General features: G+C 59.6%; 22 protein-coding genes and 3 tRNA genes. 14 read left to right on the forward strand and 11 right to left on the reverse strand.

Annotated features, from left to right (window positions below):
- Positions 1–36: 36 nt before the first annotated feature.
- The 7 genes from BLU24_RS16090 to BLU24_RS16120 form a co-directional block, all read right to left on the reverse strand.
- A tRNA-Leu gene (locus BLU24_RS16090) sits at positions 37–123 on the reverse strand.
- A gap of 195 nt (positions 124–318) precedes the next feature.
- Positions 319–392 (reverse strand) — tRNA-Cys (locus BLU24_RS16095).
- 45 nt (positions 393–437) lie between these two features.
- A tRNA-Gly gene (locus BLU24_RS16100) sits at positions 438–513 on the reverse strand.
- 60 nt (positions 514–573) lie between these two features.
- Positions 574–1134, reverse strand: a complete 561-nt coding sequence (gene pgsA / locus BLU24_RS16105; protein ID WP_007950102.1) for a CDP-diacylglycerol--glycerol-3-phosphate 3-phosphatidyltransferase — start codon at positions 1132–1134, stop codon at positions 574–576.
- A 32-nt stretch (positions 1135–1166) separates the two neighbouring features.
- Positions 1167–2990, reverse strand: coding sequence for an excinuclease ABC subunit UvrC (gene uvrC / locus BLU24_RS16110; RefSeq protein WP_090283252.1), 1824 nt, complete (start codon positions 2988–2990; stop codon positions 1167–1169).
- Between the two features lie 2 nt (positions 2991–2992).
- On the reverse strand, positions 2993–3634 hold the full coding sequence (gene gacA / locus BLU24_RS16115; protein ID WP_016984198.1) for a response regulator transcription factor GacA: 642 nt from the start codon (positions 3632–3634) through the stop codon (positions 2993–2995).
- A gap of 127 nt (positions 3635–3761) precedes the next feature.
- Positions 3762–4205, reverse strand: coding sequence for a GNAT family N-acetyltransferase (locus BLU24_RS16120; protein WP_093101819.1), 444 nt, complete (start codon positions 4203–4205; stop codon positions 3762–3764).
- 234 nt (positions 4206–4439) lie between these two features.
- Here BLU24_RS16120 and BLU24_RS28095 point away from each other — a divergent pair, with 234 nt between their 5' ends.
- Together BLU24_RS28095 and BLU24_RS16125 are read left to right on the forward strand one after the other, a co-directional pair.
- On the forward strand, positions 4440–4568 hold the full coding sequence (locus BLU24_RS28095; RefSeq protein WP_269458767.1) for a hypothetical protein: 129 nt from the start codon (positions 4440–4442) through the stop codon (positions 4566–4568).
- 336 nt (positions 4569–4904) lie between these two features.
- The gene (locus tag BLU24_RS16125; protein ID WP_093101820.1) at positions 4905–5978 is read left to right on the forward strand and encodes a 3-deoxy-7-phosphoheptulonate synthase; all 1074 of its coding nucleotides are present in this window, start codon (positions 4905–4907) and stop codon (positions 5976–5978) included.
- A 52-nt stretch (positions 5979–6030) separates the two neighbouring features.
- On the opposite strand, the gene BLU24_RS16130 is transcribed toward BLU24_RS16125, so the two are convergent.
- Positions 6031–7110, reverse strand: coding sequence for a hypothetical protein (locus BLU24_RS16130; RefSeq protein WP_093101821.1), 1080 nt, complete (start codon positions 7108–7110; stop codon positions 6031–6033).
- A 329-nt stretch (positions 7111–7439) separates the two neighbouring features.
- Here BLU24_RS16130 and BLU24_RS16135 point away from each other — a divergent pair, with 329 nt between their 5' ends.
- From BLU24_RS16135 to BLU24_RS16180, 10 genes are all read left to right on the forward strand, one after another.
- Positions 7440–8309 (forward strand): esterase/lipase family protein, encoded by an 870-nt coding sequence (locus BLU24_RS16135; protein WP_093106745.1) that lies wholly within the window; start codon positions 7440–7442, stop codon positions 8307–8309.
- Between the two features lie 98 nt (positions 8310–8407).
- Positions 8408–8689, forward strand: coding sequence for a peptidylprolyl isomerase (locus BLU24_RS16140; protein ID WP_039758565.1), 282 nt, complete (start codon positions 8408–8410; stop codon positions 8687–8689).
- Between the two features lie 130 nt (positions 8690–8819).
- Positions 8820–10688 (forward strand): extracellular solute-binding protein, encoded by a 1869-nt coding sequence (locus BLU24_RS16145; protein WP_093101822.1) that lies wholly within the window; start codon positions 8820–8822, stop codon positions 10686–10688.
- Positions 10688–11749 carry a microcin C ABC transporter permease YejB gene (locus BLU24_RS16150; RefSeq protein WP_093101823.1) on the forward strand — a complete coding sequence of 354 codons (1062 nt, stop codon included), beginning with the start codon at positions 10688–10690 and terminating at the stop codon, positions 11747–11749. Before BLU24_RS16145 ends, BLU24_RS16150 begins: the two co-directional genes overlap by 1 nt.
- Positions 11749–12771 (forward strand): ABC transporter permease, encoded by a 1023-nt coding sequence (locus BLU24_RS16155; protein ID WP_093101824.1) that lies wholly within the window; start codon positions 11749–11751, stop codon positions 12769–12771. Before BLU24_RS16150 ends, BLU24_RS16155 begins: the two co-directional genes overlap by 1 nt.
- 9 nt (positions 12772–12780) lie before the next feature.
- The gene (locus BLU24_RS16160) at positions 12781–14355 is read left to right on the forward strand and encodes an ABC transporter ATP-binding protein (RefSeq protein ID WP_093101825.1); all 1575 of its coding nucleotides are present in this window, start codon (positions 12781–12783) and stop codon (positions 14353–14355) included.
- 141 nt (positions 14356–14496) lie between these two features.
- A complete protein-coding gene (locus BLU24_RS16165) occupies positions 14497–15912 on the forward strand; it encodes a sigma-54 interaction domain-containing protein (RefSeq protein ID WP_093101826.1) in 1416 nt (471 codons plus the stop codon).
- A 286-nt stretch (positions 15913–16198) separates the two neighbouring features.
- Positions 16199–17590: a GntP family permease gene (locus BLU24_RS16170; RefSeq protein ID WP_090283242.1), complete on the forward strand. Its 1392-nt coding sequence runs from the start codon at positions 16199–16201 to the stop codon at positions 17588–17590.
- A gap of 7 nt (positions 17591–17597) precedes the next feature.
- Complete coding sequence (hbdH, locus tag BLU24_RS16175; RefSeq protein WP_093101827.1) at positions 17598–18371, forward strand: 3-hydroxybutyrate dehydrogenase; 774 nt, start codon at positions 17598–17600, stop codon at positions 18369–18371.
- Positions 18372–18500: 129 nt separating this feature from the next.
- Positions 18501–20456, forward strand: a complete 1956-nt coding sequence (locus BLU24_RS16180) for an acetoacetate--CoA ligase (protein ID WP_093101828.1) — start codon at positions 18501–18503, stop codon at positions 20454–20456.
- A gap of 48 nt (positions 20457–20504) precedes the next feature.
- On the opposite strand, the gene BLU24_RS16185 is transcribed toward BLU24_RS16180, so the two are convergent.
- Positions 20505–21614, reverse strand: a complete 1110-nt coding sequence (locus BLU24_RS16185) for a PilT/PilU family type 4a pilus ATPase (RefSeq protein WP_093106752.1) — start codon at positions 21612–21614, stop codon at positions 20505–20507.
- Between the two features lie 114 nt (positions 21615–21728).
- On the opposite strand from BLU24_RS16185, the gene BLU24_RS16190 reads away from it, so the two are divergent.
- Together BLU24_RS16190 and BLU24_RS16195 are read left to right on the forward strand one after the other, a co-directional pair.
- Positions 21729–24266 (forward strand): PAS domain-containing hybrid sensor histidine kinase/response regulator, encoded by a 2538-nt coding sequence (locus BLU24_RS16190; RefSeq protein WP_093101829.1) that lies wholly within the window; start codon positions 21729–21731, stop codon positions 24264–24266.
- Positions 24267–24316: 50 nt separating this feature from the next.
- Entirely contained in the window at positions 24317–24592 is a 276-nt protein-coding gene (locus BLU24_RS16195; RefSeq protein WP_007912322.1) for a peptidylprolyl isomerase, read from the forward strand.
- Between the two features lie 114 nt (positions 24593–24706).
- Here the strand turns inward: BLU24_RS16195 and BLU24_RS16200 are convergent, their stop codons facing one another.
- Both BLU24_RS16200 and BLU24_RS16205 read right to left on the reverse strand, forming a co-directional pair.
- Entirely contained in the window at positions 24707–25639 is a 933-nt protein-coding gene (locus BLU24_RS16200) for a sugar kinase (RefSeq protein ID WP_093101830.1), read from the reverse strand.
- Between the two features lie 130 nt (positions 25640–25769).
- Positions 25770–26984: an amino acid deaminase gene (locus BLU24_RS16205; RefSeq protein ID WP_093101831.1), complete on the reverse strand. Its 1215-nt coding sequence runs from the start codon at positions 26982–26984 to the stop codon at positions 25770–25772.
- Positions 26985–26997: the final 13 nt, after the last annotated feature.

Here is a 26997-nt window from a genome sequence, read left to right on the forward strand (position 1 = left end):
TTGCATGATGTATGTCATGCAAGCCCTTGATATTCATGGTGCCCGAAGCCGGAATCGAACCGGCACGCCCTTACGAGCGGGGGATTTTAAGTCCCATGCGTCTACCAGTTTCGCCATTCGGGCGGTAGCGCGGTGTTGCTGTAGTCTGCATCAGAGCAGCAATCCTGACAGGATGCAGCCCTTGAAGCAGTGCGGGAAATATATACATCACTTCCCGTTGAAGCAAGTTAGCAATGGCTGTATTTCAAAACTGAATCTTGCAGCGCAATGCAAATAAAAAAGCTCCGTAAATCATGGATCTACGGAGCTTGTTTAAAGTGGAGGCCGAGGTCGGAATCGAACCGGCGTAGGTGGATTTGCAATCCACTGCATAACCATTTTGCTACTCGGCCTCAAAGCATTTGCTGTCAGTAGCACAACAACAAATACGTAAAACTTGGAGCGGGAAACGAGACTCGAACTCGCGACCCCGACCTTGGCAAGGTCGTGCTCTACCAACTGAGCTATTCCCGCTTGGTGATGCGCATTCTATAGAATTAAGAAGGTCCGTCAACCCCTTGATTCAAAAAACTTTTATTTCTTTTCCACATCCGTCTTCAGATGCGGCCAGGCAGCACGAAGGTATTGAACCATCGACCATAACGTCAGGCCGGCGGAGACCATCAGCAAGGCGTAACCCAAGATGACCCAGAAGCTGAAGTCCTTGGGATTGGCCAGCAGGATCACCAAAGCAAGCATCTGTGCAGCGGTTTTCCATTTGCCCAGATTGGACACTGCGACATGGGCACGGGCGCCGAGTTCGGCCATCCATTCACGCAATGCCGAAACGACGATTTCGCGACCGATGATGACTGCCGCCGGCAACGTAAGCCAGAGATTGCCGTGTTCCTGCACCAGCAGCACCAACGCCACGGCAACCATGAGTTTGTCGGCAACCGGATCGAGAAACGCGCCGAACGGCGTGCTCTGCTCCAGACGACGGGCGAGGTAACCGTCCAGCCAGTCGGTTGCTGCCGCAAAGGCAAACACCGAGGCAGAGGCCATGTAACTCCACTGGTAAGGCAGATAGAACAGCAAAATGAAGATCGGTATGAGCAGGACGCGTAAAACGGTAATCAGATTAGGGATATTCATCGGCACAACTGGCTACGAGGTGAGGGGGCATTCTACTCGCTATGCAGGTTCGCATAAATCGACTCTGCGAGCTTTTTACTGATCCCCGGGGCTTTGGCGATCTCTTCGATGCTTGCACGAGACAACTCCTGCAATCCACCAAAATGTTTCAACAAGTCGCGACGGCGGGTTGGTCCAACGCCAGCAACGCCTTCAAGCGTAGATGTGCGGCGGGTTTTGCCGCGGCGCGCGCGGTGCCCGGTGATTGCAAAACGGTGTGCTTCGTCGCGAATCTGCTGAATAAGATGCAATGCCGGCGAGTCGCCGCGCAACGTGAACTCGTGCGCTGCATCATTCAGATACAACGTTTCGAAGCCAGCCTTGCGGGTTGCGCCCTTGGCAACCCCGAGCAGAATCAGATCCGGCACGGCCAGTTCATTGAGCACATCGCGAGCCATCGATAGCTGGCCCTTGCCGCCATCGACCAGCAGAATGTCCGGCAACTTGCCCTCGCCTTCCTTGAGTCTACTGAAGCGCCGCGTCAGTGCCTGGTGCATGGCAGCGTAATCGTCACCGGCCGTGACGCCTTCGATGTTGTAGCGCCGGTAGTCCGACTTGATTGCGCCCTCAGGGCCAAACACCACGCAGGAAGCCACCGTTGCCTCACCGCTGGAATGACTGATGTCGTAGCATTCCAGACGCTGTGGCGGCTCATCGAGATTGAGCACTTCGGCCAAGGCCTCGAAACGCGCCGCGGTGTGTTGACGGTTTGCCAGACGCGCGCCCAATGCCTGCTCGGCGTTGGTGACAGCCAATTGCTGCCAGCGCGCACGCGTACCACGGACCCGATGACTGATCGCCAACTCGCGCCCACGCAATTCATGAATGGCCTCGATCAGCGCCGGAAAGTCTTCGTGCACCACGTTGACGATCAGTTCACTCGGCAAATCGCGCTCGGGGCTGCTGATGAAGTATTGGCCCAAGAACGCGGCCATGACTTCCGACACGTCTTCTTCGATGCCCACTTGCGGGAAGAAATTCTTGCTGCCCAGCACTCGCCCGCCGCGAACACTGATCAGATGCACGCAGGCGCCGCCGGGGTTGACGAACGCAGCGATGACATCAATGTCTCCCGTGCCACCCTCCATGCTTTGCTGATCCTGGACCCGTCGCAACAGTGCGATCTGGTCGCGCAACTCGGCCGCTCGCTCGAATTCCAGATTGATCGCCGCTTCTTCCATTGCCGTGGACAGCTCGTTGGTCAACGCATGACTACGCCCCTCAAGAAACATCACCGAGTGACGCACGTCCTCGGCGTAAACCTCGGGCTCGACCAGGCCAACGCAAGGCGCCTTGCAACGTTTGATTTGATATTGCAGGCATGGTCGCGCGCGGTTCTTGTAGTAGCTGTCTTCACACTGACGAACGAAAAAGGTTTTTTGCAGAAGGCTCAGGCTTTCGCGGATGGCGCCGGCACTCGGATAGGGACCGAAGTACTTGCCCTTGGCTTTTTTCGCGCCGCGATGAATGCTCAGGCGCGGAAATTGACCATCGGATAGAAACACGTAGGGGTAGGATTTGTCGTCGCGCAACAGAATGTTGTACGGCGGACGCCATTCCTTGATCAGCGTTTGCTCAAGCAATAACGCTTCGGTCTCATTCGCCGTGATGGTCGTCTCGACCTGCGCAATCCGTCCGACCAACGCCGCGGTCTTGGGCGCGAGACCGGTTTTGCGAAAGTAGCTCGCCAAGCGTTTTTTCAGGTTCTTGGCTTTACCGACGTATAACAGCCGCGCATCACTGTCGAACATGCGATAGACGCCTGGGCGTCCGCTGACGGTCGAGAGAAAAGCACTGGAATCGAATGTTTCAGTCATGATCAGAGGCTGGCATCGACCATGCCGTGACGAACCGCCAACAGCGTCAACTCAACGTCACTGCTGATCGAAAGCTTCTCGAAGATACGGTAGCGATAGGTGTTCACGGTTTTCGGCGACAGGCACAGCTTATCGGAAATGATCTGCACCTTCTGACAGCCGACAATCATTAACGCGATCTGAATTTCCCGCTCCGACAGCGCATCGAAGGGCGAATCGTTGGACGGCTGGAAGGATTTGATTGCCAGTTGTTGAGCGATTTGCGGACTGATGTAGCGCTGACCCGCGAACACCAGGCGAATCGCCTGAACCATTTCCGGCAGCCCGGCGCCTTTGGTCAGATATCCCGCAGCGCCGGCCTGGAGCAAGCGTGTCGGAAAAGGATCTTCTTCACAAACCGTCACCGCGACGACTTTGATGTCCGGATGACTGCGCAGGAGCTTACGCGTGGCTTCCAGGCCACCGATGCCGGGCATCTTGACATCCATGAGAACCACATCGGGTTTCAACTCTCGAGCCTTGATCAGGGACTCTTCCCCGGACTCGGCCTGGCCGACCACCTGCAAGCCGTCGATATCGGCCAGCATGCGGGTAATGCCCGTACGAACGAGATCATGGTCATCGACCACTAGCACCCTAATCAAGCAGACACCTCGCGATATGGTCATATTGGGATGCGGGACACCTTAGCAAAAAGTGCCCCACAGACCTAGCGGAAAGCAGCATTAAAAAAGTTTCAATACATCATTGAGGGCTTGCCGGCTGCGGGTTTCAGAGCACAGGTGTGCTGATATCGAGCTGCATTCGCAGAAAACACTCATCCTTGCCCCGGACCTGCAGGCCTTTTCTTTCGTAAAGGTTTCTTGCCGGATTATTCTGGAAGACCGTCAGGCGTATAGCCGGACGACGCTCTCTGCGCGCCATGTCGATAACCTGATCGATCGCCCAGGAACCGGCACCTTGTCGATGAAACGCTTCAGAGACCTGTAATTCTCGAATATAAAGCGCGCGCATGTTCCGGCTCAGACTCATATAACCGACAGACACGTCATCACGCACTATCAGCCAGTTCTGCCGCTCCGACCACGCGACATCGAACGCATGGTCTTGCCATGGCAGCTCGAACTCAAGGTAGTAACGCAGCATGTTCTGGCAGGTCAGCTCGCGGGCGAATGTCACGTCCTCGGCGGTAGCGCGACGCAATTCAAGGCTCATCCTGCATTCTCCAGAAACACCAACCCAGGGCGCTTGCCATTCTTTGTCGCATTCGTCAGCGCCACAACCAGCACAATGACGACACTGTTCATCCTCGGTCAACAAGCAAGGGACCGGGTGTTACGATCTCAAGGACTTCGGCAATAGACATCAGGTTGAACAGCCAATAGCAATTTCTGATTGCTGCCGCCGGTCAGCGTCGAGTAAGCTCGGTCCATTCCACGGAGACAGCCCATGTTCAATACACTTTCACAGCTTGATACCGCCAGCGCCCAGCGCTCGGTCGCGGCTGCGTGGGTGAATGGTGTTTGCGCTCCGGTCAGCTTTTATTTTGGGTATTGGTTTAGCCACTGGCGCGCCTGATACCCAAACGGCGCCCATGTAAACGGGTCGCCTACCAGAGATTTCTCAACCCCCGGTCGGCTCCCCGACCGGGGGTTTTGTTTTTTCAGGCTTCACACATTTTCAGCCACACCACCAGACATTTGAGGATTCACCCATGAATTACGCCACTTATTACCGTTACGACAGCTTTAGCGCCTGGCGATTTACCAGCTTCCGCTCGGGACAGCCTGCCGCCTCCGATCGGTCACCTACAGGTGGCAAGCACACACGCGTAGCCAATCCGGCCAATTGTCGAACACCCCAGTAGGGCCGATCGCGCGGTAAGAAACCGCCGCCAGCCCAGGAAGACCGAATATGAACTCGTCCGTTTCCGCTCTGCCACTCTCCACGTTGAATCCTGCCAACGAAGCTCTGACCTTGCGTCTGCCCAGCTCGTTGCAACTCAAACAGCGGTTACCGCTCAGCAACACCTTGAGTCAGCAGATCGCCGCCCAGCGCCAATCCGTGCGCGCCATTCTCAACGGCCAGGACCAGCGGCTGCTGGTAATTGTCGGCCCCTGCTCTATCCACGACCCGCAATCCGCACTCGAATATGCCGAAAAACTCGCTCGACTGGCTGAACAGGTCAGCGACGAAATGCTTTTGGTAATGCGTGCCTATGTCGAAAAACCACGCACCACGGTTGGCTGGAAAGGCCTGGCCTACGACCCGCACTTGGATGGCAGCGATGACATGGCCGGTGGCCTTGCGCTGTCACGCGAGTTGATGCTGGAAATGATTCGGCTCGGCTTACCGGTGGCCACGGAACTGCTGCAACCGATGGCCGCCGGGTACTTCGATGATCTGCTGAGCTGGGTGGCCATTGGCGCGCGCACGACTGAATCGCAGATCCACCGCGAGATGGCCAGCGGCTTGAGCATGCCGGTCGGCTTCAAGAACGGCACCGACGGCGGTGCTGCAATTGCGGTTGATGCCATGCGTTCGGCAGCCCACCCGCATCGGCATTTTGGCGTCGACAGCCAAGGTCATCCGGCCATCATTCAAACGCCAGGCAACCCCGATACCCATCTGGTGCTGCGCGGAGGTCACAAAGGGTCGAACCACGATCGTGAAAGCGTGGCGAAAATCCACGCCGATCTGAATCGATTGAATATCCCGAGCCGGATCATGGTCGATTGCAGTCACGCCAACAGTGGCAAGGACCCTTTGCGCCAACCCGGCGTTTTCAACGAAGTGCTTGAGCAACGCCTGCAGGGTGACCGCGGCCTGATCGGCATGATGCTCGAATCCCACCTGTTCGAGGGCTGCCAGCCGCTGAGCGGATCTCTGCGCTACGGGGTATCGATTACCGATGGCTGCCTCGGTTTCAGTGCGACTGAGCGCTTGTTGCTCGACGCCGCCAAGCGTCTCGCTGCGCACGCGGACTGATAGCCATGCCATCCCTTCGGTTTCGCTGAAACCGAAGGGATGGCAAACAGCGCTACGCCTCTACTCGTACCTGTGTTTCTGCCGATTCCTGACTGACATCATCGAGACGTTCTACCGTGTAAGCCACACGCACCGTGGTGCCATGATGCTCACGCCAAAACCGGTGAGGCACGATGAAAATCAACGGTTTCCCTGCCGTTTCGCGGCTGATCTCACGGTCGTCGCGATGGTTGAAAAAGTCTCCGTCACATTTGAGGTATACCAACTCTCCTTCCTGCGTGCGGGCATTACCGATCACGACAGTCACCCCATCGATTGAATCTTCACTGTCAAGCACGCCATCCTGGGCCTCCAGCACATCGGGGGCGTCCAGATCCTCACGGAAAAAGGGCATCACCCGCAGTTTCGTCGCTTCGGACTCACGCAGTGCGCCGACAGCGTCTTCGACCCGGTAACGCACCGCTACCTGCTCACCGAGATGCCCGGCGATGTGCGCTCCGTCGATCCAGAATGACAGCACATCGGCAACAGCGAAGGTTTCGACCTTCAGGTTATCCCTGAAAGAAGCTGGAAACGCATCGGTGCCCCATATCAATGTCACCCGATCGCCAGCCGCCATGCGTGCATAAGGCTGCAGCACGACAAGCGTACCCTCCGGCACCCGCGCTGGGTCCAGTGTTCCACTGACCACACCCTCGACGATCGGTGCGAGCAGTTGTGGACGTGGATCACCGACCGATAATTGCAGACGTGCCGACAAGGAGGGTTCGGGCAATCCGGCACTCATGCGAGTCCAGTAGATTTCCAGCGAACCGCCATCCAGTGCCGCGACATGCAGGCCTTTGATGACGAAAACAACCTCCTTGCCGACCTGGCCTTCGGTGACATAACGCACCATTTCATGCTGGTAAGCGAAGCCTTCGATATCCAGCCCTTCCCAACTCAGCAGCAAGCGGTCGCCGCAGGTCATGCCTGGATAAGGAGCGATACGGACAACGACCCTGCCCAACGCGGGATCGAGCACCCTGCCTTCGACCGAATCCAGGGTTACCGCCGGCAACAACTCATTTGATGCACAGGCTCCGACGGGGTGGCGCATCCGGTAGCAAAACTCGACTTCATGCGTGTTCATCAGTGGCTCCGTTCCTTGGAAAAACGCCGTTTGCAAGCGACGTCGACAGCTCACATTGAACGGGATCCGGCGAATTTCTTCTGTCGGCACGATTCGCCGCAGACGTCCGGTAAAAGCTGCGCGGCGAGTAGGCAAACATCTCGAATTCGTTATTGAATGTGCGAAAGACGGCGGCAACTTCCGATTCGGATCTCACAACTATCTGATAATTCGTACAACTTCTGGTCCAGTTTCATCGACCAATAGAAGCCTGTTCTTACTTCTTCGGCAAGATGAGTGTTTTAGAGTGGCCTCCGGACTCCCGATGAACCTCTGTGAAAGGTCAGAACATGCAACGGAATGCTTCAACTCGCTATCCCATCCTGCTGGTACATGGTCTGTTCGGATTCGAGCGCATCGGCCACTTCGAGCTGTTCCATGACGCACGCGACGCTTTGAAAACAGCCGGCAGCCGTGTGTTCGTCCCACATATTTCCGCCACTCACAAAAACGAAACAAGGGGTGAACAACTGCTTGCACAGATTCATCGCGTACTGATTGGCACAGGTGCCGAGAAAGTCAACCTTATCGGCCACAGCCAAGGTGCATTGGCAGCCCGCTACGCTGCAGCGCTTGCACCACACACCGTTGCTTCGGTGACGTCGGTCAGTGGCCCGAATCATGGTTCGGAACTGGCCGACTTCTTGCGCAAGGCACTGGTCCCGGGCCGTTTGCCGGAAGCGGTGGCGCAGAACGTCGCGACGTTGTTTGCCAACTTCCTTTCATTGCTCAGTGGCAATTCGGCGTTACCGCAGAACGCACTGGCCGCGCTCAATGCACTGACAACCGAAGGCGTCGGCGATTTCAACGACAAGTATCCGCAAGGGCTACCCAGGACCTGGGGCGGGCATGGGGCGGACCAGGTCGATGGCGTGCGCTATTATTCATGGAGTGGCGTCATTGCGACTGCGCCCGCCTCACTGCTTGATCCCATGCATCGTATCTGCCAGGCGCTTTCGCAATACTTCACGACCGAGACGGAGCAAAACGATGGGTTTGTCGGGCGCTTCAGTTCTCACTTGGGCCAGGTGATTCGCTCGGACTATCCGCTGGACCATCTGGGCAGTCTGCGCCGCGCTTACGGCACGGTGACGAGGCTGCCTGATCCGATCGAGCTGTACGTCGAACACGCCGAGCGCCTGCGTGCAGCCGATCTCTGATTTGCGCCACGGACAGAGCAACGGAACTTTGCCGGGAAATCGCTCACTGAATCCGGTAGGCTCCACACTTTACTGAAATACATTTGGAGAAATTCCCCATGGCTAAAGCCACTGCCCGCCACATCCTGGTTTCCAGCGAAGACAAGTGCAACGAACTCAAGGCCCAGATCGAAGGCGGCGCCGATTTCGCCGAAGTGGCCAAGGCCAACTCCAGCTGCCCATCGAGCCGTCAGGGCGGTGACCTGGGCTCCTTCGGTCCTGGTCAGATGGTCAAGGAATTCGACACCGTCGTGTTCAGCGCGCCAATCAATGTCGTGCAAGGCCCGGTGAAGACCCAGTTCGGCTATCACCTGCTGGAAGTCACCAGCCGTCAGGACTGATTCGTCGTCCGACTGCCCGCAACGGCCCGCCTTCTGGTGGGCCGTTGTGTTTCAGTTACACATACGGCTGGCGAGCGACGCGCCTCTCGCGTACAACTTGCGCTTATCGATTCAAGTCCCAAGGCTGACAATGCGACTGGTTTTCCCCACATTGATGCTCGCCGCCCTCGCCCTGCTGACGGCTGGCGCAAGCGCGAACGCCGCACCGCAACATGCCCTGACCGTTTATGGCGAGCCTGCCAAATACCCCGCTGGTTTCAGCCATTTCGACTACACCAACCTGCAGGCGCCCAAGGGCGGCACGATGCGCCGTTCGGCCATCGAGATCGGCCACTTCGACCATGTCCTTCCTTATATAGACAAAGGCATCGGTGTCACGCAGATCGATGGGTTGTTGTATTCGCCGCTGGCCCAGCGCTCGCTGGACGAGCCTTACACCGTATATGGCCTTGTCGCGCAAAAGATGGAGCGTTCGGACGATGGCCTGTCACTGCGCTTTTTCATCAATCCCAAGGCCCGCTTCGCCGACGGCAAAGCGATCACCGCCGAAGACGTGCGCTACACCTATGACCTTCTGATGACCCAGGGCAGCCTGCGCTATCGCACCCAGTTCGCCGAGGTCAAAGGTGTCGAAGTTGAGGCGCCGCTGACCGTGCGTTTCGATTTCAAGAGCAACGAAAACCGCACCCTGCCCCTCGATATAGCGACGCTCCCGGTGTTCCCCGAACACTGGTGGAAAACCCGCGATTTCGCCGGCGGTGGCGGTTATGAAGCCCCGCTGGGCAGCGGCCCCTATCGAGTCGGCAGGGTCGATTCGGGGCGCAGCATCACCTTTGAGCGCAACCCCGACTGGTGGGGCAAGGACCTGCCGGTCAGTCGCGGCCTGTACAACTTCGATCATTTCAGCATCGAATACTTCGGCGACACCGATGTCGCTCGCCAAGTGCTGCGCGGCGGCGCCTACGACTACAACCGCGAATTCTCGGCGACCGGCTATTCGATCGGCTATGACAGCCCCGCGCTGAGCGACGGCCGTCTGCAAAAAGCCCATTTGGCCACCGAAGCGCCGCAATCGGCCCAGGGATTCGTGTTCAACCTGCAAAAGCCGATGTTCGCCGACCGGCGTGTGCGCCAGGCATTGGCGATGCTCTGGGACTTCGAGTGGAGCAACCGGCAGATGATGCGCAGTCTGTATATTCGCCAGCAAAGCTACTTCTCCAATACGTCGCTGGCCGCCACCGAGTTGCCCGATGCGCAAGAACTGAAGATCCTCGAACCCTTGCGTGGGCAGATCCCCGACGAGGTGTTCAGCAAAGTGTTCGAGGCGCCGAAAACCGATGGCAGCGGTGTGATCCGCGACAAGCAACTGCAAGCCCTCGCACTGCTCGAAGAGGCTGGCTGGAAACCCGAGGGCGATCAACTGGTGAACGCCCAGGGCGAGCCGCTGAGCTTCACTTTCCTGGTCAGCCAGAACGGTATGGATCGCCTGCTACTGCCCTACAAACGCACGCTGAAACAGATCGGCATCGAGCTCAACATCCGCCGCATCGATTCGTCGCAATACGTCAACCGGCTGATGAGCCGCGATTACGACATGATCGTTACCGGCTATCCCGTCACGACATCTCCGGGCGGCGAACTGCTCAACTACTTCAGCTCGGCATCGGCCAACGATCCCGGTGCCAACAACTACATGGTGCTAAAAAACCCGGCGGTCGATACCTTGATCAATGGCCTGATTCGCGCATCCACCCAGGCCGACATGCTGCGCTATGCGCATGCACTGGACCGGGTACTGCAATGGAACTACTACTGGATTCCCAATTACTATCCACCCGGCACTTCGACCGTGTGGTGGAATCGTTTCGGCATACCGACGATTCAAGCCAGCAATGACGAAGCGATCGAGAGCTGGTGGGAAATCAGCCGCACGCCGCTGACCAACCAACAGATGACCGCCGAGAAAATCGCTCGCGGCAGACCCGGAGGACCGCACTGATGTGGGGTTACATACTGCGGCGTCTGCTGCTGATCATCCCGACGCTGGTGATCATTCTGCTGGTCAATTTCGTGATCATTCAGGCCGCTCCGGGCGGCCCGGTGGAACAGGCCATCGCTCATCTGCAAGGGATCGGTGGTGCCAGCGTCGGCGCCGGTGCCAGCGAGACTGCCAGCGGCGCCTCGCGCGCCAGCCGTGGCCTCGATCCGCAACTGATCAAGGACATCGAGAAACAATACGGCTTCGACAAACCGGCTCATGAGCGCCTGTGGCTGATGCTGAAAAACTATGCGCAGCTGGACTTCGGCAAGAGTTTCTTCCGGGGCGCCACGGTCACTGATCTGATCCTGGAAAAGATGCCGGTGACCATTTCGCTCGGCTTATGGGCGACATTGATTACCTACCTGGTGTCGATTCCGCTGGGTATTCGCAAGGCCGTTCACCACGGTAGTCATTTCGATGTCTGGAGCAGCACCGCGATCATCATCGGTTATGCGATGCCGGCGTTCTTGTTTGCCATGTTCCTTATTGTGGTATTCGCCGGCGGCACCTCGCTGAACTGGTTTCCGGTGCGCGGGCTGGTCTCGGACAATTTCGAATCGCTGTCGACCCTGGGCAAGATCGCCGACTATTTCTGGCACCTGGTGCTGCCAGTGACAGCGCTGGTGATCGGCGGATTTGCGACGCTGACGATCCTGACGAAAAACTCGTTTCTCAATGAAATCACCCGCCAGTATGTGGTGACCGCGCGCGCCAAAGGCTTGAGTGAACGCCGTGTGCTGTATGGCCACGTATTTCGCAATGCGATGCTGCTGGTGGTGTCCGGCATTCCCCAAGCGTTTATCAGCGTGTTCTTCGCCGGCTCCCTGTTGATCGAAGTGATTTTTTCGCTCGATGGCCTCGGGCGCATGAGCTACGAAGCGGCGGTTTCGCGGGATTATCCGGTGGTGTTCGGTTCGTTGTTCATCTTCACCTTGTTCGGCCTGCTGATAAAACTGATTGGCGACCTGTGCTACACCCTGGTCGACCCGCGTATCGACTTCGCCGCGAGGAACGCCTGATGTTCAAGCTCTCGCCGTTGGGTCGTCGCCGTTTCGAGCGGTTCAAGAAAAACCGTCGCGGCTGGTGGTCGCTGTGGCTGTTCATCGGCCTGTTCATGCTGACACTTGGCGGCGAATTGATCGCCAACGACAAGCCGTTGATGGTCAGCTATCAGGACCAGTGGTATTTCCCGGTGTTCAAGCGCCACACCGAACAGGAGTTCGGCGGGCAACTGCCATTCCAGGCCGATTATCGCAGCGACTATGTGCAGAACCTGATTCGCAAGGACGGCGGCTGGCTGCTGTTTCCGCCGATTCCGTTCAGTGACGACACGCCGAACTATGATCTCAATAAACCAGCGCCCAGCCCGCCTACATCGGTGAATTGGCTGGGGACTGACGATCAGTCGCGGGATGTGCTGGCGCGGGTGATTTTTGGCGCGCGGGTGTCGATTCTGTTCGCCTTGATGCTGACGTTTGTCAGCGCACTGATCGGCATTGCTGCCGGTGCATTGCAGGGCTACTACGGCGGCTGGGTCGACTTGCTTGGGCAACGGCTGCTGGAAGTCTGGTCGGGGTTGCCGGTGTTGTACCTGCTGATCATTCTGTCCGGTTTCGTCGAGCCGAATTTCTGGTGGTTGCTGGGGATCATGGCGCTGTTTTCATGGCTGGCGCTGGTGGATGTAGTGCGCGCCGAATTCCTGCGCGGGCGCAATCTGGAATACGTCAAAGCCGCCCGTGCGCTGGGGCTCAGCGACCGCAAGGTGATTTTCCGGCACATACTGCCCAACGCAATGAACGCGACTTTGAGTTACCTGCCGTTCATTCTCACCGGAGCGATCTCGACCCTGACCGCGCTGGACTTTCTCGGCTTCGGCATGCCCGCCGGCAGTGCCTCGCTGGGCGAGTTGATCGGCCAGGGCAAACAGAACCTGCAAGCCCCCTGGCTCGGTCTGACGGCGTTCTTCACGCTGGCGCTGATTCTGTCTTTATTGGTATTCATCGGCGAAGCGTTGCGTGACGCATTCGATCCAAGGTCCTGAAGCGTGCCCATGACTGATCACCTGATTGAAATCCGTAACCTCAATGTCGCGTTCCACGGCCAGACCGTGGTGCGTGATTTGTGTCTGGATATCTGCCCGGGCGAATGCCTGGCGCTGGTCGGCGAATCCGGCTCCGGAAAGTCGGTCACCGCGCACTCGATTCTGCAATTGTTGCCCGAGTCCGAGGCGCACACCCGCGGCAGCATTCGCTATCGTGGCCAGGAGCTGCTCGGGGCGGATCCGAAAGTCTTGCGCGAGTTGCGCGGCAACCGCATCGCCATGATTTTTCAGGAGCCGATGACCTCGCTCAATCCGCTGCACACCATCGAGAAACAGATTGGCGAGACGCTTCTGTTGCATCGCGGCCTCGGCGGCAAAGCAGCGCAGCAACGCATTCTCGAATTGCTCGGACTGGTCGGTATTCAGAAACCAAAGGAGCGCCTGAAAGCCTATCCGCACCAGCTCTCGGGCGGGCAACGGCAGCGGGTCATGATCGCCATGGCGCTGGCGTGCGAACCGGAATTGTTGATCGCCGACGAGCCAACCACCGCGCTCGACGTCACGGTACAGCGCAAGATTCTGCTGCTACTCAAATCCTTGCAGAAGCGCTTGGGCATGTCGTTGCTGTTGATCAGCCACGACCTCAATCTGGTGCGCAGCATCGCGCAACGTGTTTGCGTGATGAAGGCCGGCGAAATCGTCGAGCAGGCGCCCTGCGAAACCTTGTTCACCGAGCCGCAGCACCCTTACAGCTGCGTGCTGCTCAACGCCGAACCCGAGGGCGAAGCGCTGCCGCGCGATGAGCGTGAGAACGTGCTGGAAGTCGATGATCTGAAGGTCGAGTTCGCCGTCGGTGGCGGGCTGTTTCAGCGCAAGCAATATCTGCGCGCGGTGGATGGCATCAGCTTGAACATTCAGCGTGGCAAAACGCTGGGCATCGTCGGCGAATCGGGTTCAGGCAAGTCGACGCTGGGTCAGGCGATCCTGCGCCTGCTCGACTCCGAAGGCAGCATCCGCTTTCAGGGCGAGGCACTCGACTGTCTCAATCAGAAACAGATGCGCCCGTGGCGGCGGCAAATGCAAGTTGTGTTTCAGGACCCGTTCGGCAGCCTCAGCCCGCGCATGTCGGTGGCACAGATCATCAGCGAAGGCCTCGAAGTGCATTGTGAATCGAGCGCCGATGAGTGTGATGAGCAAGTGATCCGCGTGCTCAAAGAGGTCGGTCTCGACCCGGAAAGTCGTCATCGCTATCCCCACGAGTTTTCCGGTGGTCAGCGCCAGCGCATCGCCATCGCCCGGGCACTGGTATTGAAACCGGCGCTCATTCTGCTCGACGAGCCGACGTCGGCGCTGGATCGCACAGTGCAGAAACAAGTGGTCGCCCTGCTCCGCCAGTTGCAGGAAAAGCACGGTCTGACGTACCTGTTCATCAGCCATGACCTGGCCGTCGTTCGCGCGCTGGCCCATGACATGATTGTGATCAAGGACGGTAAAGTCGTGGAGCGTGGCGCCAGCCATGAGGTATTCGATGCGCCGCAGCATCCGTATACCAAAGAGCTGTTGGCGGCGGCGCATCCGGGGTAGGCATAATCCGAGATGGCCGGCAAACCGAGTCATATTCATCGCGAACAGGCTCACTCCCACATTTGAAATGTATTCCAAATGTAGCAGTGAGCCTGCTCGCGATAGCGCCATTACTGACGAAACGTTTTCAGGATCTACCCGATGAACACCACCGAAAGCCTCAAGGACTACCAACGCGTTCGCACGCTGGCGATCCGCTCGCTGTTCGAGATCATCGAGCAGTCGAGCGAAGGCACGGTCATTGTTGATCGGGACGCCAACATCGTCTGGATGAACGAGCGCTATGCCCGGCGCTTCGGCCTTGAATCGGCTGCCAGCGCAATCGGCAAGGCCTGCGAAAGCGTGATCCCCAGCAGCCTGCTGCGTGAAGTGGTACGCACCGGGCGGCCGATTCTGCTCGACATGCAAGACACGCCAAAAGAGCCGTTGGTGGTGATGCGCCTGCCAATTCACGACGATGCTGGCACCGTGATCGGCGCGATCGGGTTTGCCCTGTTCGACGAGTTGCGCACATTGTCGCCCATGCTCAAGCGCTACCTGAGCATGCAGGAGGAACTGGCCTCGACGCGCTCGCTGTTGCGCGCCCGCCAGACCAAATACAACTTTGCCCACTTCATCGGCACCAGCGCCGCCAGTCTTGAAGTCAAACGCCGCGCCCGGCGCAGTGCCAGTGCCGACTCGCCGGTCTTGCTGCTCGGCGAAACCGGCACCGGCAAGGAACTGCTCGCTCAAGCGATCCACAGCGCATCGCCCCGCGCGCACAAAGCCTTTGTCAGCATCAACAGCGCGGCGATTCCCGAAGCGCTGCTCGAAGCTGAATTTTTCGGCACGGCCCCCGGCGCGTTCACCGGTGCTGATCGCAAGGGGCGTACCGGCAAGTTTCAGATCGCTCAGGGCGGCACGCTGTTTCTCGACGAGATCGGCGACATGCCGCTGCCGCTACAGAGCAAGTTGCTGCGCGTACTGCAGGAAAAGGAGTTTGAACCCGTCGGCTCCAACGAAGTGATCCAGAGCGACGTACGAGTCATCGCTGCCACATCGACCGATCTGCAAGCGGCAATCAAGCGCGGCGAATTCCGCGCCGATTTGTACTATCGCCTGAATGTGCTGCCGATCCAGGTGCCGCCTCTGCGCGAACGCCTCGATGATTTGCCGGCACTCAGCGAGGCGATTCTGGAGGAGCTGCGCAGCCAGCACGAGCTGCACCGCGATGCGCTGACGTTGCTCGGCCAACACGCCTGGCCGGGGAACATTCGCGAGTTGCGTAATGTGCTGGAGCGTGCGGCGCTACTCAGTGATGACTTGATTCTGACCGAGCAGGATCTGCGCGCGGCGATTGGCACGTTGACACCGGTTGAACGTACGTCCGCGCACGTGCCCGAAACGGCGACGGAAGAAACCTACGCGCAGGCGCGGGAACGCTTCGACCGGCAATTGATACAGGCCGCACTGGCGCAAAGCGCGGGCAAGGTGCCTGAAGCAGCGGCCAGGCTGGGGCTTGGGCGGTCGACGCTGTACAAGAAAATGGTCGCGCTGGGGATTGCCGAGTCTCAATAGCGAGACTCATGTCCTGTTTTATAGATTGAAGTGCTTCGCACTTATCGCGAGCAGGCTCACTCCTACAGGATCTGCGCACACCGTCACCCTGTAGGAGTGAGCCTGCTCGCGATGGCGTCAGATCAGGCGATAAATATCTCCATTCAGAGACAAACTCTCTTAACGTGACCGCATCCAGCTCATCAATTCTTTGTTTTTCAATCACTTAGCCAATTGGCACAAATCTCGCTAACACCTCTCCACACCCGTTCCACCCACAAAAATAACAATTCTGGAGAGACACACCATGAGTGTGATCATTGCCTTGGCAGCCCTCGCGTTGCTGATGCTGGCCGCCTACCGTGGCTACAGCGTTATCCTCTTCGCCCCGATTGCCGCGCTCGGCGCGGTCCTGCTCACCGATCCTTCCGCTGTCGCACCTGCCTTCACCGGGGTGTTCATGGAAAAAATGGTCGGCTTCATCAAGCTGTATTTTCCGGTGTTCCTGCTCGGCGCCGTGTTCGGCAAACTGATCGAGCTGTCGGGTTTCTCCCGGTCGATCGTGGCAGCAGCGATTCGCCTGCTCGGCACTCGCCAGGCCATGCTGGTGATCGTGCTGGTTTGCGCGTTGCTCACCTACGGCGGCGTATCGTTGTTCGTGGTGGTGTTTGCGGTGTATCCGTTTGCCGCCGAGATGTTTCGCCAGAGCAATATCCCTAAACGATTGATCCCGGCGACCATCGCCCTTGGCGCGTTTTCCTTCACCATGGACGCCCTGCCCGGCACCCCGCAGATTCAGAACATCATTCCCAGCACGTTCTTCAATACCACCGCATGGGCCGCGCCGTGGCTGGGTGTGATCGGCACGATTTTCGTGTTCTGCGCCGGCATGCTGTTCCTGCAGCGTCAGCGCAACAAGGCGCAGCGCACGGGTGAGGGCTACGGCACCGAGCTGCGCAACGAGCCGGAAACCGCCGAAGACCTGAAGCTGCCCAACCCGTGGATTGCACTGTCGCCGCTACTGGCGGTTGGCATCATGAACCTCCTGTTCACCCAGTGGATTCCGCAGTGGTACGGCAAGACCCACAGCCTCGCGCTGCCGGGCATGGCCACGCCGGTCACCACCGAAATTGCCAAGCTCACCGCAATCTGGGCGGTACAGGCGGCGCTGCTGGTCGGAATTCTGATGGTGTTGGCGTTCGGCTTTCAGGCGATTCGCAGCAAGCTCGCCGAAGGCAGCAAGAGTGCAGTCAGCGGCGCACTGCTGGCGGCGATGAACACCGCGTCCGAATACGGTTTTGGCGCAGTGATCGCCTCGTTGCCGGGCTTTCTGGTACTGGCGGACTGGCTCAAGCAGATCCCCAATCCACTGGTCAACGAAGCCATCACCGTAACCCTGCTGGCCGGCATTACCGGCTCGGCATCGGGCGGCATGAGCATTGCCCTGGCGGCGATGTCCGAGCAGTTCATCAGCGCAGCCAACGCTGCAAACATTCCGCTGGAAGTGCTGCACCGCGTAGCCGCCATGGCCAGCGGCGGCATGGACACCCTGCCGCACAACGGCGCAGTGATCACTCTGCTGGCGGTGACCGGGCTGACCCACCGCGAAGCCTATAAAGACATTTTCTGTATTACGCTGATCAAGACCCTGGCGGTTTTCGTAGTGATCGGCACTTTCTACGCCACTGGCATTGTGTGAGGTATTCATGACGACTCTTTCCGGCAAGACCGCACTGGTGACCGGCTCCACCAGCGGCATCGGTCTGGGCATCGCACTGAGCCTGGCCAAGGCTGGGGCCAATCTGATTCTCAACGGTTTTGGCGATGCGTCGGCAGTGATTGCCGAAGTCGGCCAGTTTGGTGGCAAGGTCGGCCACCATCCGGCGGACGTCAGTGACCCCGCGCAGATTGCCGAGATGATCGCCTACGCCGAGCGCGAGTTCGGTGGCGTGGATATTCTGGTCAATAACGCCGGCATTCAGCATGTCGCGGCGGTGGAAGAGTTTCCGGTCGAGCGCTGGGATTCGATCATTGCCATCAACCTGTCCTCGGTGTTCCACAGCACCCGCCTGAGCCTGCCGGGCATGCGCCGCAAAAACTGGGGACGGATCATCAATATCGCCTCGGTGCACGGCCAGGTCGGCTCGACCGGCAAAGCCGCTTACGTGGCCGCCAAGCACGGCGTGATCGGCCTGACCAAAGTGGTCGGCCTGGAAACCGCGACCAGCAACGTCACCTGCAACGCCATTTGCCCGGGCTGGGTGCTGACGCCGCTGGTGCAGAAGCAGATCGACGATCGTACGGCCAAGGGTGTCGATCCGCAGCAGGCGCAACATGATCTGCTGGCCGAGAAACAACCGTCGCTGGAATTCGTTACGCCGCAGCATCTGGGCGAACTGGTGTTGTTTCTGTGCAGCGAGGCTGGCAGTCAGGTGCGTGGTGCGGCGTGGAATATCGATGGCGGCTGGCTCGCGCAATAACGCCCCTCTGCAGGAGCAAGCCTGCTCGCGAAGGCGACTTTCAGTTATCGATGACGACAGACAGACCGCTATCGCGAGCAGGCTCGCTCCCACAGGAAGCCCCATCAACCCGATAAAAAGAGGCAAGCAATGTCCGACATTCTCTGGCAACCCGGCGCCAACCGCATCGCCCAATCACGCATGGATGCGTTTCGCCGTGCCATCAATCAACGCCACGGTCTGAACATCGGCGACTACCCTGCCCTGCACCAATGGAGCATCGAGCAGCGTGCGAATTTCTGGCAGGCGCTTGTCGACTTCTTCGATATCCGCTTTCACACCCAGCCCGACGCGGTACTGCGTGAAGGCGTGCAGATGCCCAGCGCCGAGTGGTTTCCGGGCGCGACCCTGAACTTCGCCGAACACCTGCTGCGCCGCCGCGACGACGCCGTGGCGGTGATCAGCGTGGCGGAGAACGGCCAGCGCGAGCAATTGACCTGGGCCGAACTGGCCGAGCACGTCGCCGGTTTTCAAGCGAGCCTGCAGGCGGCCGGCGTGGGCCTCGGTGACCGTGTCGCAGCGTGCATGCCCAATACCTGGCAGACGCTGGTGGCGATGCTGGCGACCACCAGCCTCGGGGCGATCTGGTCGTGCTCTTCGCCCGACTTCGGTACCCACGGGGTCATCGATCGCTTCGGCCAGATTGAACCGAAAGTGCTGCTGACCTGCGCGGGTTATCGCTATGCCGGCAAGATCCTCGACCAGACAGACAAGATCAACGGCATCCTCGAACAGCTGCCGACGCTCAAACAGTTGATCATCGTCCCGTACGCCCAGCCGCAAGCACGCGCCGAAATGTACCGGACACAGGCTGAAGTGAGTTTGTGGGATGACTTCTACGCAGCCGGCGGCGAAGCGCATTTCGTCCCGGTGCCATTCAACCATCCGCTTTACGTGCTGTATTCCAGCGGCACCACCGGCGTACCGAAGTGCATCGTCCACAGCACCGGCGGCGTGCTGCTGCAGCACGTCAAGGAGCACGGCCTGCATTGCGATCTCGGCCCCGGCGACCGGCTGTTCTACTACACAACGTGCGGCTGGATGATGTGGAACTGGCTGGTCTCCGCGCTTGCGGTCGGCAGTGCGGTGGTGCTCTACGATGGCTCGCCGTTTTACCCGGACCACCAGCGTTTGCTCGACTTGATCGACGATGAGCGCATCAGCGTGTTCGGCACCAGCCCGAAGTATCTGGCCACCCTGGAAAACAGCGGTGCCCGCCCTCGCGACAGCCATGATCTGGGCAGCCTGAACACCCTGCTGTGCACCGGCTCGGCGCTGTCGCCGCAGAGCTATGACTATGTTTACCGCGACGTTAAAAGCGATGTGTGTCTGGCGTCGATGTCCGGCGGCACCGATATCGTCTCTTGCTTCGTCAATGGCAATCCGCTGTCAGCGGTACGGCGTGGAGAAATCATGGGCAAGAGCCTGGGTATGGCGGTCGAGGTGTGGAGCGACGCCGGCCAGGCGGTGATCGGCGAGAAAGGCGAACTGGTCTGCACCCGGCATTTTCCTGCCATGCCGATCGGTTTATGGAATGACCCGGACGGCACGAAACTGCGCCAATCGTATTTCAGCCTGTTTCCCGGTGTTTGGGCACAGGGCGATTACGCCGAACAATTGCCACACGGCGCGATGTTGATACACGGGCGTTCGGATGCTGTGCTGAACCCCGGCGGCGTGCGCATCGGCACGGCGGAGATCTACCGTCAGGTCGAGAAGCTCAGCGACGTACTGGACAGCGTCGCCATCGGCCAGCAGTGGCAGGATGACGTAAGGGTCGTGTTGTTCGTGCGATTGCGCGAAGGACTGCGACTGGATGACGCGCTCGAACAGCGCATCCGCCAGGTGATCCGCGCCAATACCACTCCAAGGCATGTACCGACGAAGATCGTTGCGGTGACCGATATCCCGCGCACCATCAGCGGCAAGATCGTCGAACTGGCGGTGCGCGAGGTGGTGCATGGGCGACCGGTGAACAACACCGATGCCCTGGCCAATCCCGAGGCGCTTGCCCAGTTTCGGGGTCGGCCGGAACTGGATTTCTGAACCTTGCGCTGGCAGCCGCACACCAAAACGCGGGTGCCAGCCTGTTCGTCAATCCATCAAGCCCCACTCTCCCGAAACTGAGCCCGCGTTATTGACGGGTTCATCCGCCAGCTTCAAGCGCAGCTTCAGATTGTTCGCCGAATCTGCATTTTTCAGCGCTTCGTCTGCACTGATTGCGCCTTCCATCACCAGCGCAAACAGTGCCGCGTCGAAGGTTTGCATGCCCAGCTCGGCGGACTTTTCCATCATCGGCTTGAGCTCCTCCAACTGCCCGCGCCGAACCAGATCAGCGATAGTCGGCGTCCCCAACAGCACCTCGACCGCGGCCCGGCGCTGCCCATCGACGCCGCGTACCAAGCGCTGCGAAACAAAGGCGCGCAAATTATTGCCGAGTGCGTGCAACAGTTGCGGTCGCCGCTCTTCGGGGAACATGTTAATGATCCGGTCCAGCGCCTGATTGGCATTGGTGGCATGCAACGTCGACAACACCAGATGCCCGGTGTCGGCAAACGCCAAGGCATGCTCCATGGTTTCGCGGTCGCGGATTTCGCCGATCAGCACCACATCCGGGGCTTGGCGCAGGGTATTTTTCAATGCCGCGTGAAAACTGCGAGTATCGACGCCGACTTCACGCTGGTTGACGATCGAGCGCTGATGCCGATGGATGTACTCGATCGGGTCTTCGATGGTGACAATGTGCCCGGTACTATGGCGGTTGCGATGATCGATGAGTGCGGCCAGAGAGGTCGATTTACCCGAGTTGGTCGCCCCGACGAACAGAATCAGCCCGTGCTTGAGCATGATGGTGTCGAGCAGCACTGGCGGCAATTTCAGGTCGGCGAACCTCGGTATATCGAGTTTGACGTTACGAATGACGATCGACACGTCGTTGCGCTGCTTGAAAACGTTCACCCGAAAGCGGCCGATGCCCGTTCGGGAGATTGCCAGGTTCATTTCAAGATCCCGGTCGAACTCCCGTTGTTGCTCGGCGTCCATCAGTGAGGCGGCGATGGCGGCGGTTTCGCCGAGTTTGAACGGCTGTTCGCCCAACGCGACGAGCACGCCGTCGATCCGCGCGCTGGGCGGTGCGCCTGTAGAAAGAAACAGGTCTGAGCCGTTTTTATTGGACAAAATTGATAGCAGTGCATCGATTTCCATGGCAAAAATCACCCGCGAAGCATTCAATGAACAGAAATTGGCCTGCACCTGACGCACGCCTGTTTGCAACAATGATAGACGCCGTCTCACCGAACTACGCTCAGGACCGATGTAATGAACGCTGTACCGATTCCCGATGATGCCCAGGCACTGCTCACCCGCACCGACTGGAGTCGCGGCCCCTTGGGCGCTGCCGAAACCTGGCCGCAGAGCCTGCGCACCGCGGTCGACATCGTCATTCACTCGCCCATGCCCATGGTGTTGCTGTGGGGCCCGCAGCTAACGCAGATCTACAACAACGGTTTTGCCATGCTTGCCGGGCAGAAGCATCCGCAGGCTTTCGGGCAGCCGGCGCATGAGGTCTGGCCGGAGCTTCGCGACTTCACCGACCCGATTTACTCCGCCGTCCTGCAGGGCCAGGTGCGCACCTACAGCGAGCGGCGCTTCACCTTGCAGCGTGACGGCAAGGACAGCGACTTCTGGCTTGATCTGACCTATAGCCCGATTCGCGACGAATCCGCGCAAGTCGCCGGGATTCTCGTCACCGCCATCGAAACCAATGAACGCCGACGCGTTGCGCTGGAATTGCAGCGCCGCTCCGAAGAGAGCCTGCAAGCACAGCGTGAAACCGAAGAGCGCCTGCAACTGGCCTTGGCGGCGACCGACGCGGTGGGCACCTGGGACTGGAATATCGGCGAAGACCGCTTCATCGCCGACGCGCATTTCGCTCAGCTGCACGGGGTCGATCCCGCGCAGGCCCGGCAATTGCCGATCAGCGAGTACCTGCAAGGCGTGCACCCCGAAGATCGCGCCATGGTTGCGCGCAGCATCAAACACTGCATCACCCACGGCACCGAATACGCCGAGGAATATCGCCTGCTGCAGCCTGACGGCGAGGTACGCTGGGTGTTTGCGCGCGGGCGCTGCTACAAGGATCACCATGGCCGGCCGACGCGGTTCCTCGGCGCCGCGCTGGACCTGACCGAGCGCAAGCACACCGAACAGGCATTGCGCCAGAGTCAGACCGAGCTGCAACTGATCATCAACGCCATGCCGATCCTGATCAGCTACGTCGATCGCGAAGAACGCTTCCGCTTGAACAACGCGGCTTATCTGGACTGGTACGGCCTCACGCCACAGGAGCTGTACGGGAGAACGATCCGCGAAGTGATTGGTGAGGAGGCGTATTTCCTGCGCCTGCCGTACATTGCCGAAGCGCTGGCCGGCCGGCCGTGTTCCTTCAGCCTGTACACCCCGCACCGCGATGGCAGCAGCCGCCACGCGTTGATGAATTATCTGCCGCGGTATGGCGCTGACGGCGCGGTCAACGGTTTCTATATCTTTGTGATCGACGAAACCGAGCGCAAGAAAACCGAAGAAGCCCTGCGCAATCTCAACGAAACCCTGGAAGAACGCGTCAGTGCTCGCACCGAGCAACTGGCCTTGGCCAATCAGCGCTTGCAGAGCGAAATGTTCGAACGCGAGCGCGCTGAAGATGCGTTGCGCCATGCGCAGAAGATGGAAGCGGTCGGCCAGCTCACCGGCGGCATCGCCCACGACTTCAACAACATGCTCACCGGAATCATCGGCAGTCTCGACCTGATGCAGCGCTACATCGCCAACGGCCGCGCCGACGAGATCGGGCGTTTCACCGAAGCGGCGGTGTCTTCGGCCAACCGCGCGGCGGCACTGACTCACCGCTTGCTGGCGTTCTCGCGGCGCCAGTCGCTGGATCGCAAAACCCTCGACGTCAATGTGCTGGTGCTATCGCTGGAGGATCTGATCCGCCGGACCAAGGGCGATCCGATCGAACTCAAACTGCAACTGGCCAACGATGTGTGGCCGGTCAGCACCGACGTCAGCCAACTGGAAAACGCCCTGCTCAATCTGGTGATCAACGCCCGCGATGCGATGCCCGATGGCGGCCAGTTGCTGATCGAAACCGCCAACGTCTATCTCGACGGCAGTGACATCACCACGCTGGAACCGGTCAAGGCTGGCGATTATCTAATGCTCGCAGTCAGCGATAACGGTACCGGCATGACGCCCTCGGTACGCTCGAAAGCCTTCGATCCGTTTTTCACCACCAAGCCGATCGGCCAGGGCACCGGCCTGGGGTTGTCGATGATTTATGGTTTTGCCCAGCAATCAGGCGGGCATGTCAGCCTCGACAGTTTGCCGGGCCAGGGGACGTCGGTGCGTTTGTATCTGCCGCGCTTGCACGGCGTCGAGGCACAACACGCCACGCAACCGGCCGTTGAACAAACGCCGACCATCGCCACCGGTGAAACCGTGATGGTGGTCGAAGACGATCCGGCGGTGCGCATGCTGGTGCTCGACCTGCTCCGGGAATTGGGTTATCAGACCTACGAAGCCGTCGACGCGAAGACCGCCCTGCCCCTGCTCGAATCCAGCCGGCGCGTGGACCTGCTGGTCACCGACGTCGGCCTGCCGGGCATGAACGGTCGGCAATTGGCAGAGATTGCCCGACAGCATCGGCCGGGCCTGAAGGTGCTGTTCATGACCGGTTATGCACAGAAAGCCGCCGAACGCCAAGGCTTTCTGGAAGACGGCATGGACATGGTCGCCAAACCGTTCGCAGTCGAGTTGCTGGCCAGCAAGATCCGCACGATGACCAGCCAAACCCTGTGACTTGAGGCATAATCCGCGCCCCGCCGTCACCCCGTTATCAGGACCGCCCGATGAAAGCCCAAGCCCGCCACATTCTGGTGAAAACCGCCGAAGAGGCCGAACAGCTCAAACAACGCATCGCCAAGGGTGAGGCGTTCGATGTGCTGGCGAAGAAATTCTCCACCTGCCCGTCCGGCAAACGCGGCGGCGATCTGGGCGAAGTGCGCCCGGGGCAGATGGTCGGTGCAATTGATGCGGTGATCTTCAAAAAACCACTGCGCACCGTGCATGGGCCGATCAAGAGCAAGTTTGGTTATCACCTGGTGCAGGTGTTTTACCGGGATTAGCGGGTTGGCTTCCCGGCCCCATCGCGAGCAGGCTCACTCCTACAATTTGCAACGCATTCCACCAAGGAGCGAGCCTGCTCGTGATCGATTGCGCAGCAAGCGGCCATTCAACGACTATTCGGGAATCAACGCCCCCGGCACCTGAATCACCCGACTCGCCAGCAGATGCCCCGCCTGCGCCGCTTCCGCAGGACTGCCACCGGACAAACGACTGGCCAGATACGCCGCACTGAACGAGTCCCCCGCCGCCGTGGTATCCACCACTTTTTCGACCTTCTGCGCCGGGACTTCAAACGCCTCACCGTCACAGCGAATCAGACAAGCTTCCGCCCCACGCTTGAGCACCACTTCCGGCGTGCCGATCTGTGCGTACGCGGCAAACACTTCAGCACAGTCCGGGAAGCCGAACAGCGCCTGCTCGTCATCCACCGTCAATAACGCCAGATCAACGAAAGGCAAAATACTGCGATACGCCGCTCGCGCCTCTTCGACAGAAGCCCACAGCCGAGGCCGATAGTTGTTGTCGAAGACGATGCGCGCATCGTTTTGCCGCGCATTGATCAAGGTTTCGATCAGCCTCTCCCGCCCCTTTGCGCCGAGCACAGCGAGGGTAATACCGCTGAAATACAGCACGTCATAATCGGGCAACGCCGCCAGCACCGGTTCGGCGGCCGGCGTGGTGAAACACTCGCGGACGGCGGCTTCGTTGCGCCAATAAAGGAAACGTCGCTCACCGTTGGCGTCGGTCTGAATGCAATACAAACCGGGCAAACGACCGGGCAGACGCTGGACCAGATCGAGGCCGATGCCTTCGCCGGCCCAGATCCGACACATGGCATCGCTGAAACTGTCGTCGCCCAATGCGGTGACGTAGTCGACTTGTGCCTGACTGCCCATGGCGCGGGACAGGTACACCGCGGTATTCAGGGTATCGCCGCCGAAGCTTTGCTGCAGGCTGCCATCGGCGCGCTGCTGCAGTTCGATCATGCATTCGCCGATCAGGGCGATGCGCGGATTGTTTGGGCCCAGAGGGCTGAGGGTGTTCATTTGAGGGGTCTCTGATGGTTCGGTGGTGGCTGTGCCGCCGTCATCGCGAGCAGGCTCACCCCTACAATTGGAATGCATTTCAAATGTAGGAGCGAGCCTGCTCGCGATTGGCCGCGATGCGGTCTGGACCTTAGAAACACGTCTCCATGCTCTCGATCACCGTCAACTGCTCATCCACCAGCAACCCCACCCGCCACTTGTCGAACGTCAGGCACGGATGCGACGTGCCAAAGGAAATGATATCGCCCACGCGCAATTCAACACCCGGCGGCGCCGTCATGAAGGCGTGCTGATCCATCACCGCGGTCACTTTGCAGGCAGTCACGTCATCGCCTGAGGCGGGCACGGCACCGGCCTTGTAGCGCAGCAATGGCACTGGCAATCCGGCGTCGAAGGCCACATCACGCTTGCCCAGTGCGATCACCGCAAAACCCGGTTCCGGCAATGACTGCACATGCGCCCAGACTTCCAGCGCCGGGCGCAAGCCTTCGTGCAGATCGCTGCGCCGGTCGAGGACGCAGCACTGCGCGTCCTTGTAGATGCCGTGATCGTGAGCGACGTAACTGCCCGGGCGCAGCACGCTGAGAAAGCGCCCAGCAGCGTTTTGCGTCTCGAACGATTCGGCAATCAAGTCGTACCACGCCGAGCCGGACGCAGTGATGATCGGCCTGGCAACGGCAAAACCGCCGCTGTCCTGCAACTGTACGGCCAGGCGTACCAACGAGGCGGCGAACTCGCGGATGCCGCTGACTGCGTGGTCGCCATGGATCACCCCTTCGTAACCTTCGATACCGGTCAGGGCCAGCGCCGGTTGCGCGTTGATCGCCTTGGCCAGTTCGATGACTTCCTGCTCGCTGCGGCAACCGCAGCGTCCGCCGACGACGCCGTATTCGATCATCACGTTGAGCTTGAGCCCGCGCGAGGCAAAGTACGCGCCAAGGTCAGCGACGTTATCCGGGTGATCGACCATGCAGTGGAATTCGAATGCCGGATCGGCGAGCAAGTCGGCGATCAGCGCCATGTTCGGTGTACCGACCAGTTGGTTGGCCATCAGCACCCGGCGCACGCCATGGGCATAGGCGGCGCGGGTCTGGGTCGCGCTGGCGAGGGTGATGCCCCACGCACCGGCATCGAGCTGACGCTTGAACAGCGCCGGGGTCATGCTGGTCTTGCCGTGGGGCGCCAGTTCGGCGCCGCTGTCGCTGACGAATTTCTGCATCCAGCGAATGTTGTGCTCCAGTGCCTGGCGGTGCAGCACCAGCGCGGGCAGGCTGACGTCGCGCACCAGCTGCGCGCCGATGGCCGCGTCGCCCTTTTGCACAGCACGATTGTTGGCAGTCGTCATGGTCGAACTCCTC

This window comes from Pseudomonas sp. Z003-0.4C(8344-21), from assembly GCF_900104975.1.
In the GTDB taxonomy this organism is placed as follows: Bacteria; Pseudomonadota; Gammaproteobacteria; order Pseudomonadales; family Pseudomonadaceae; genus Aquipseudomonas; species Aquipseudomonas granadensis.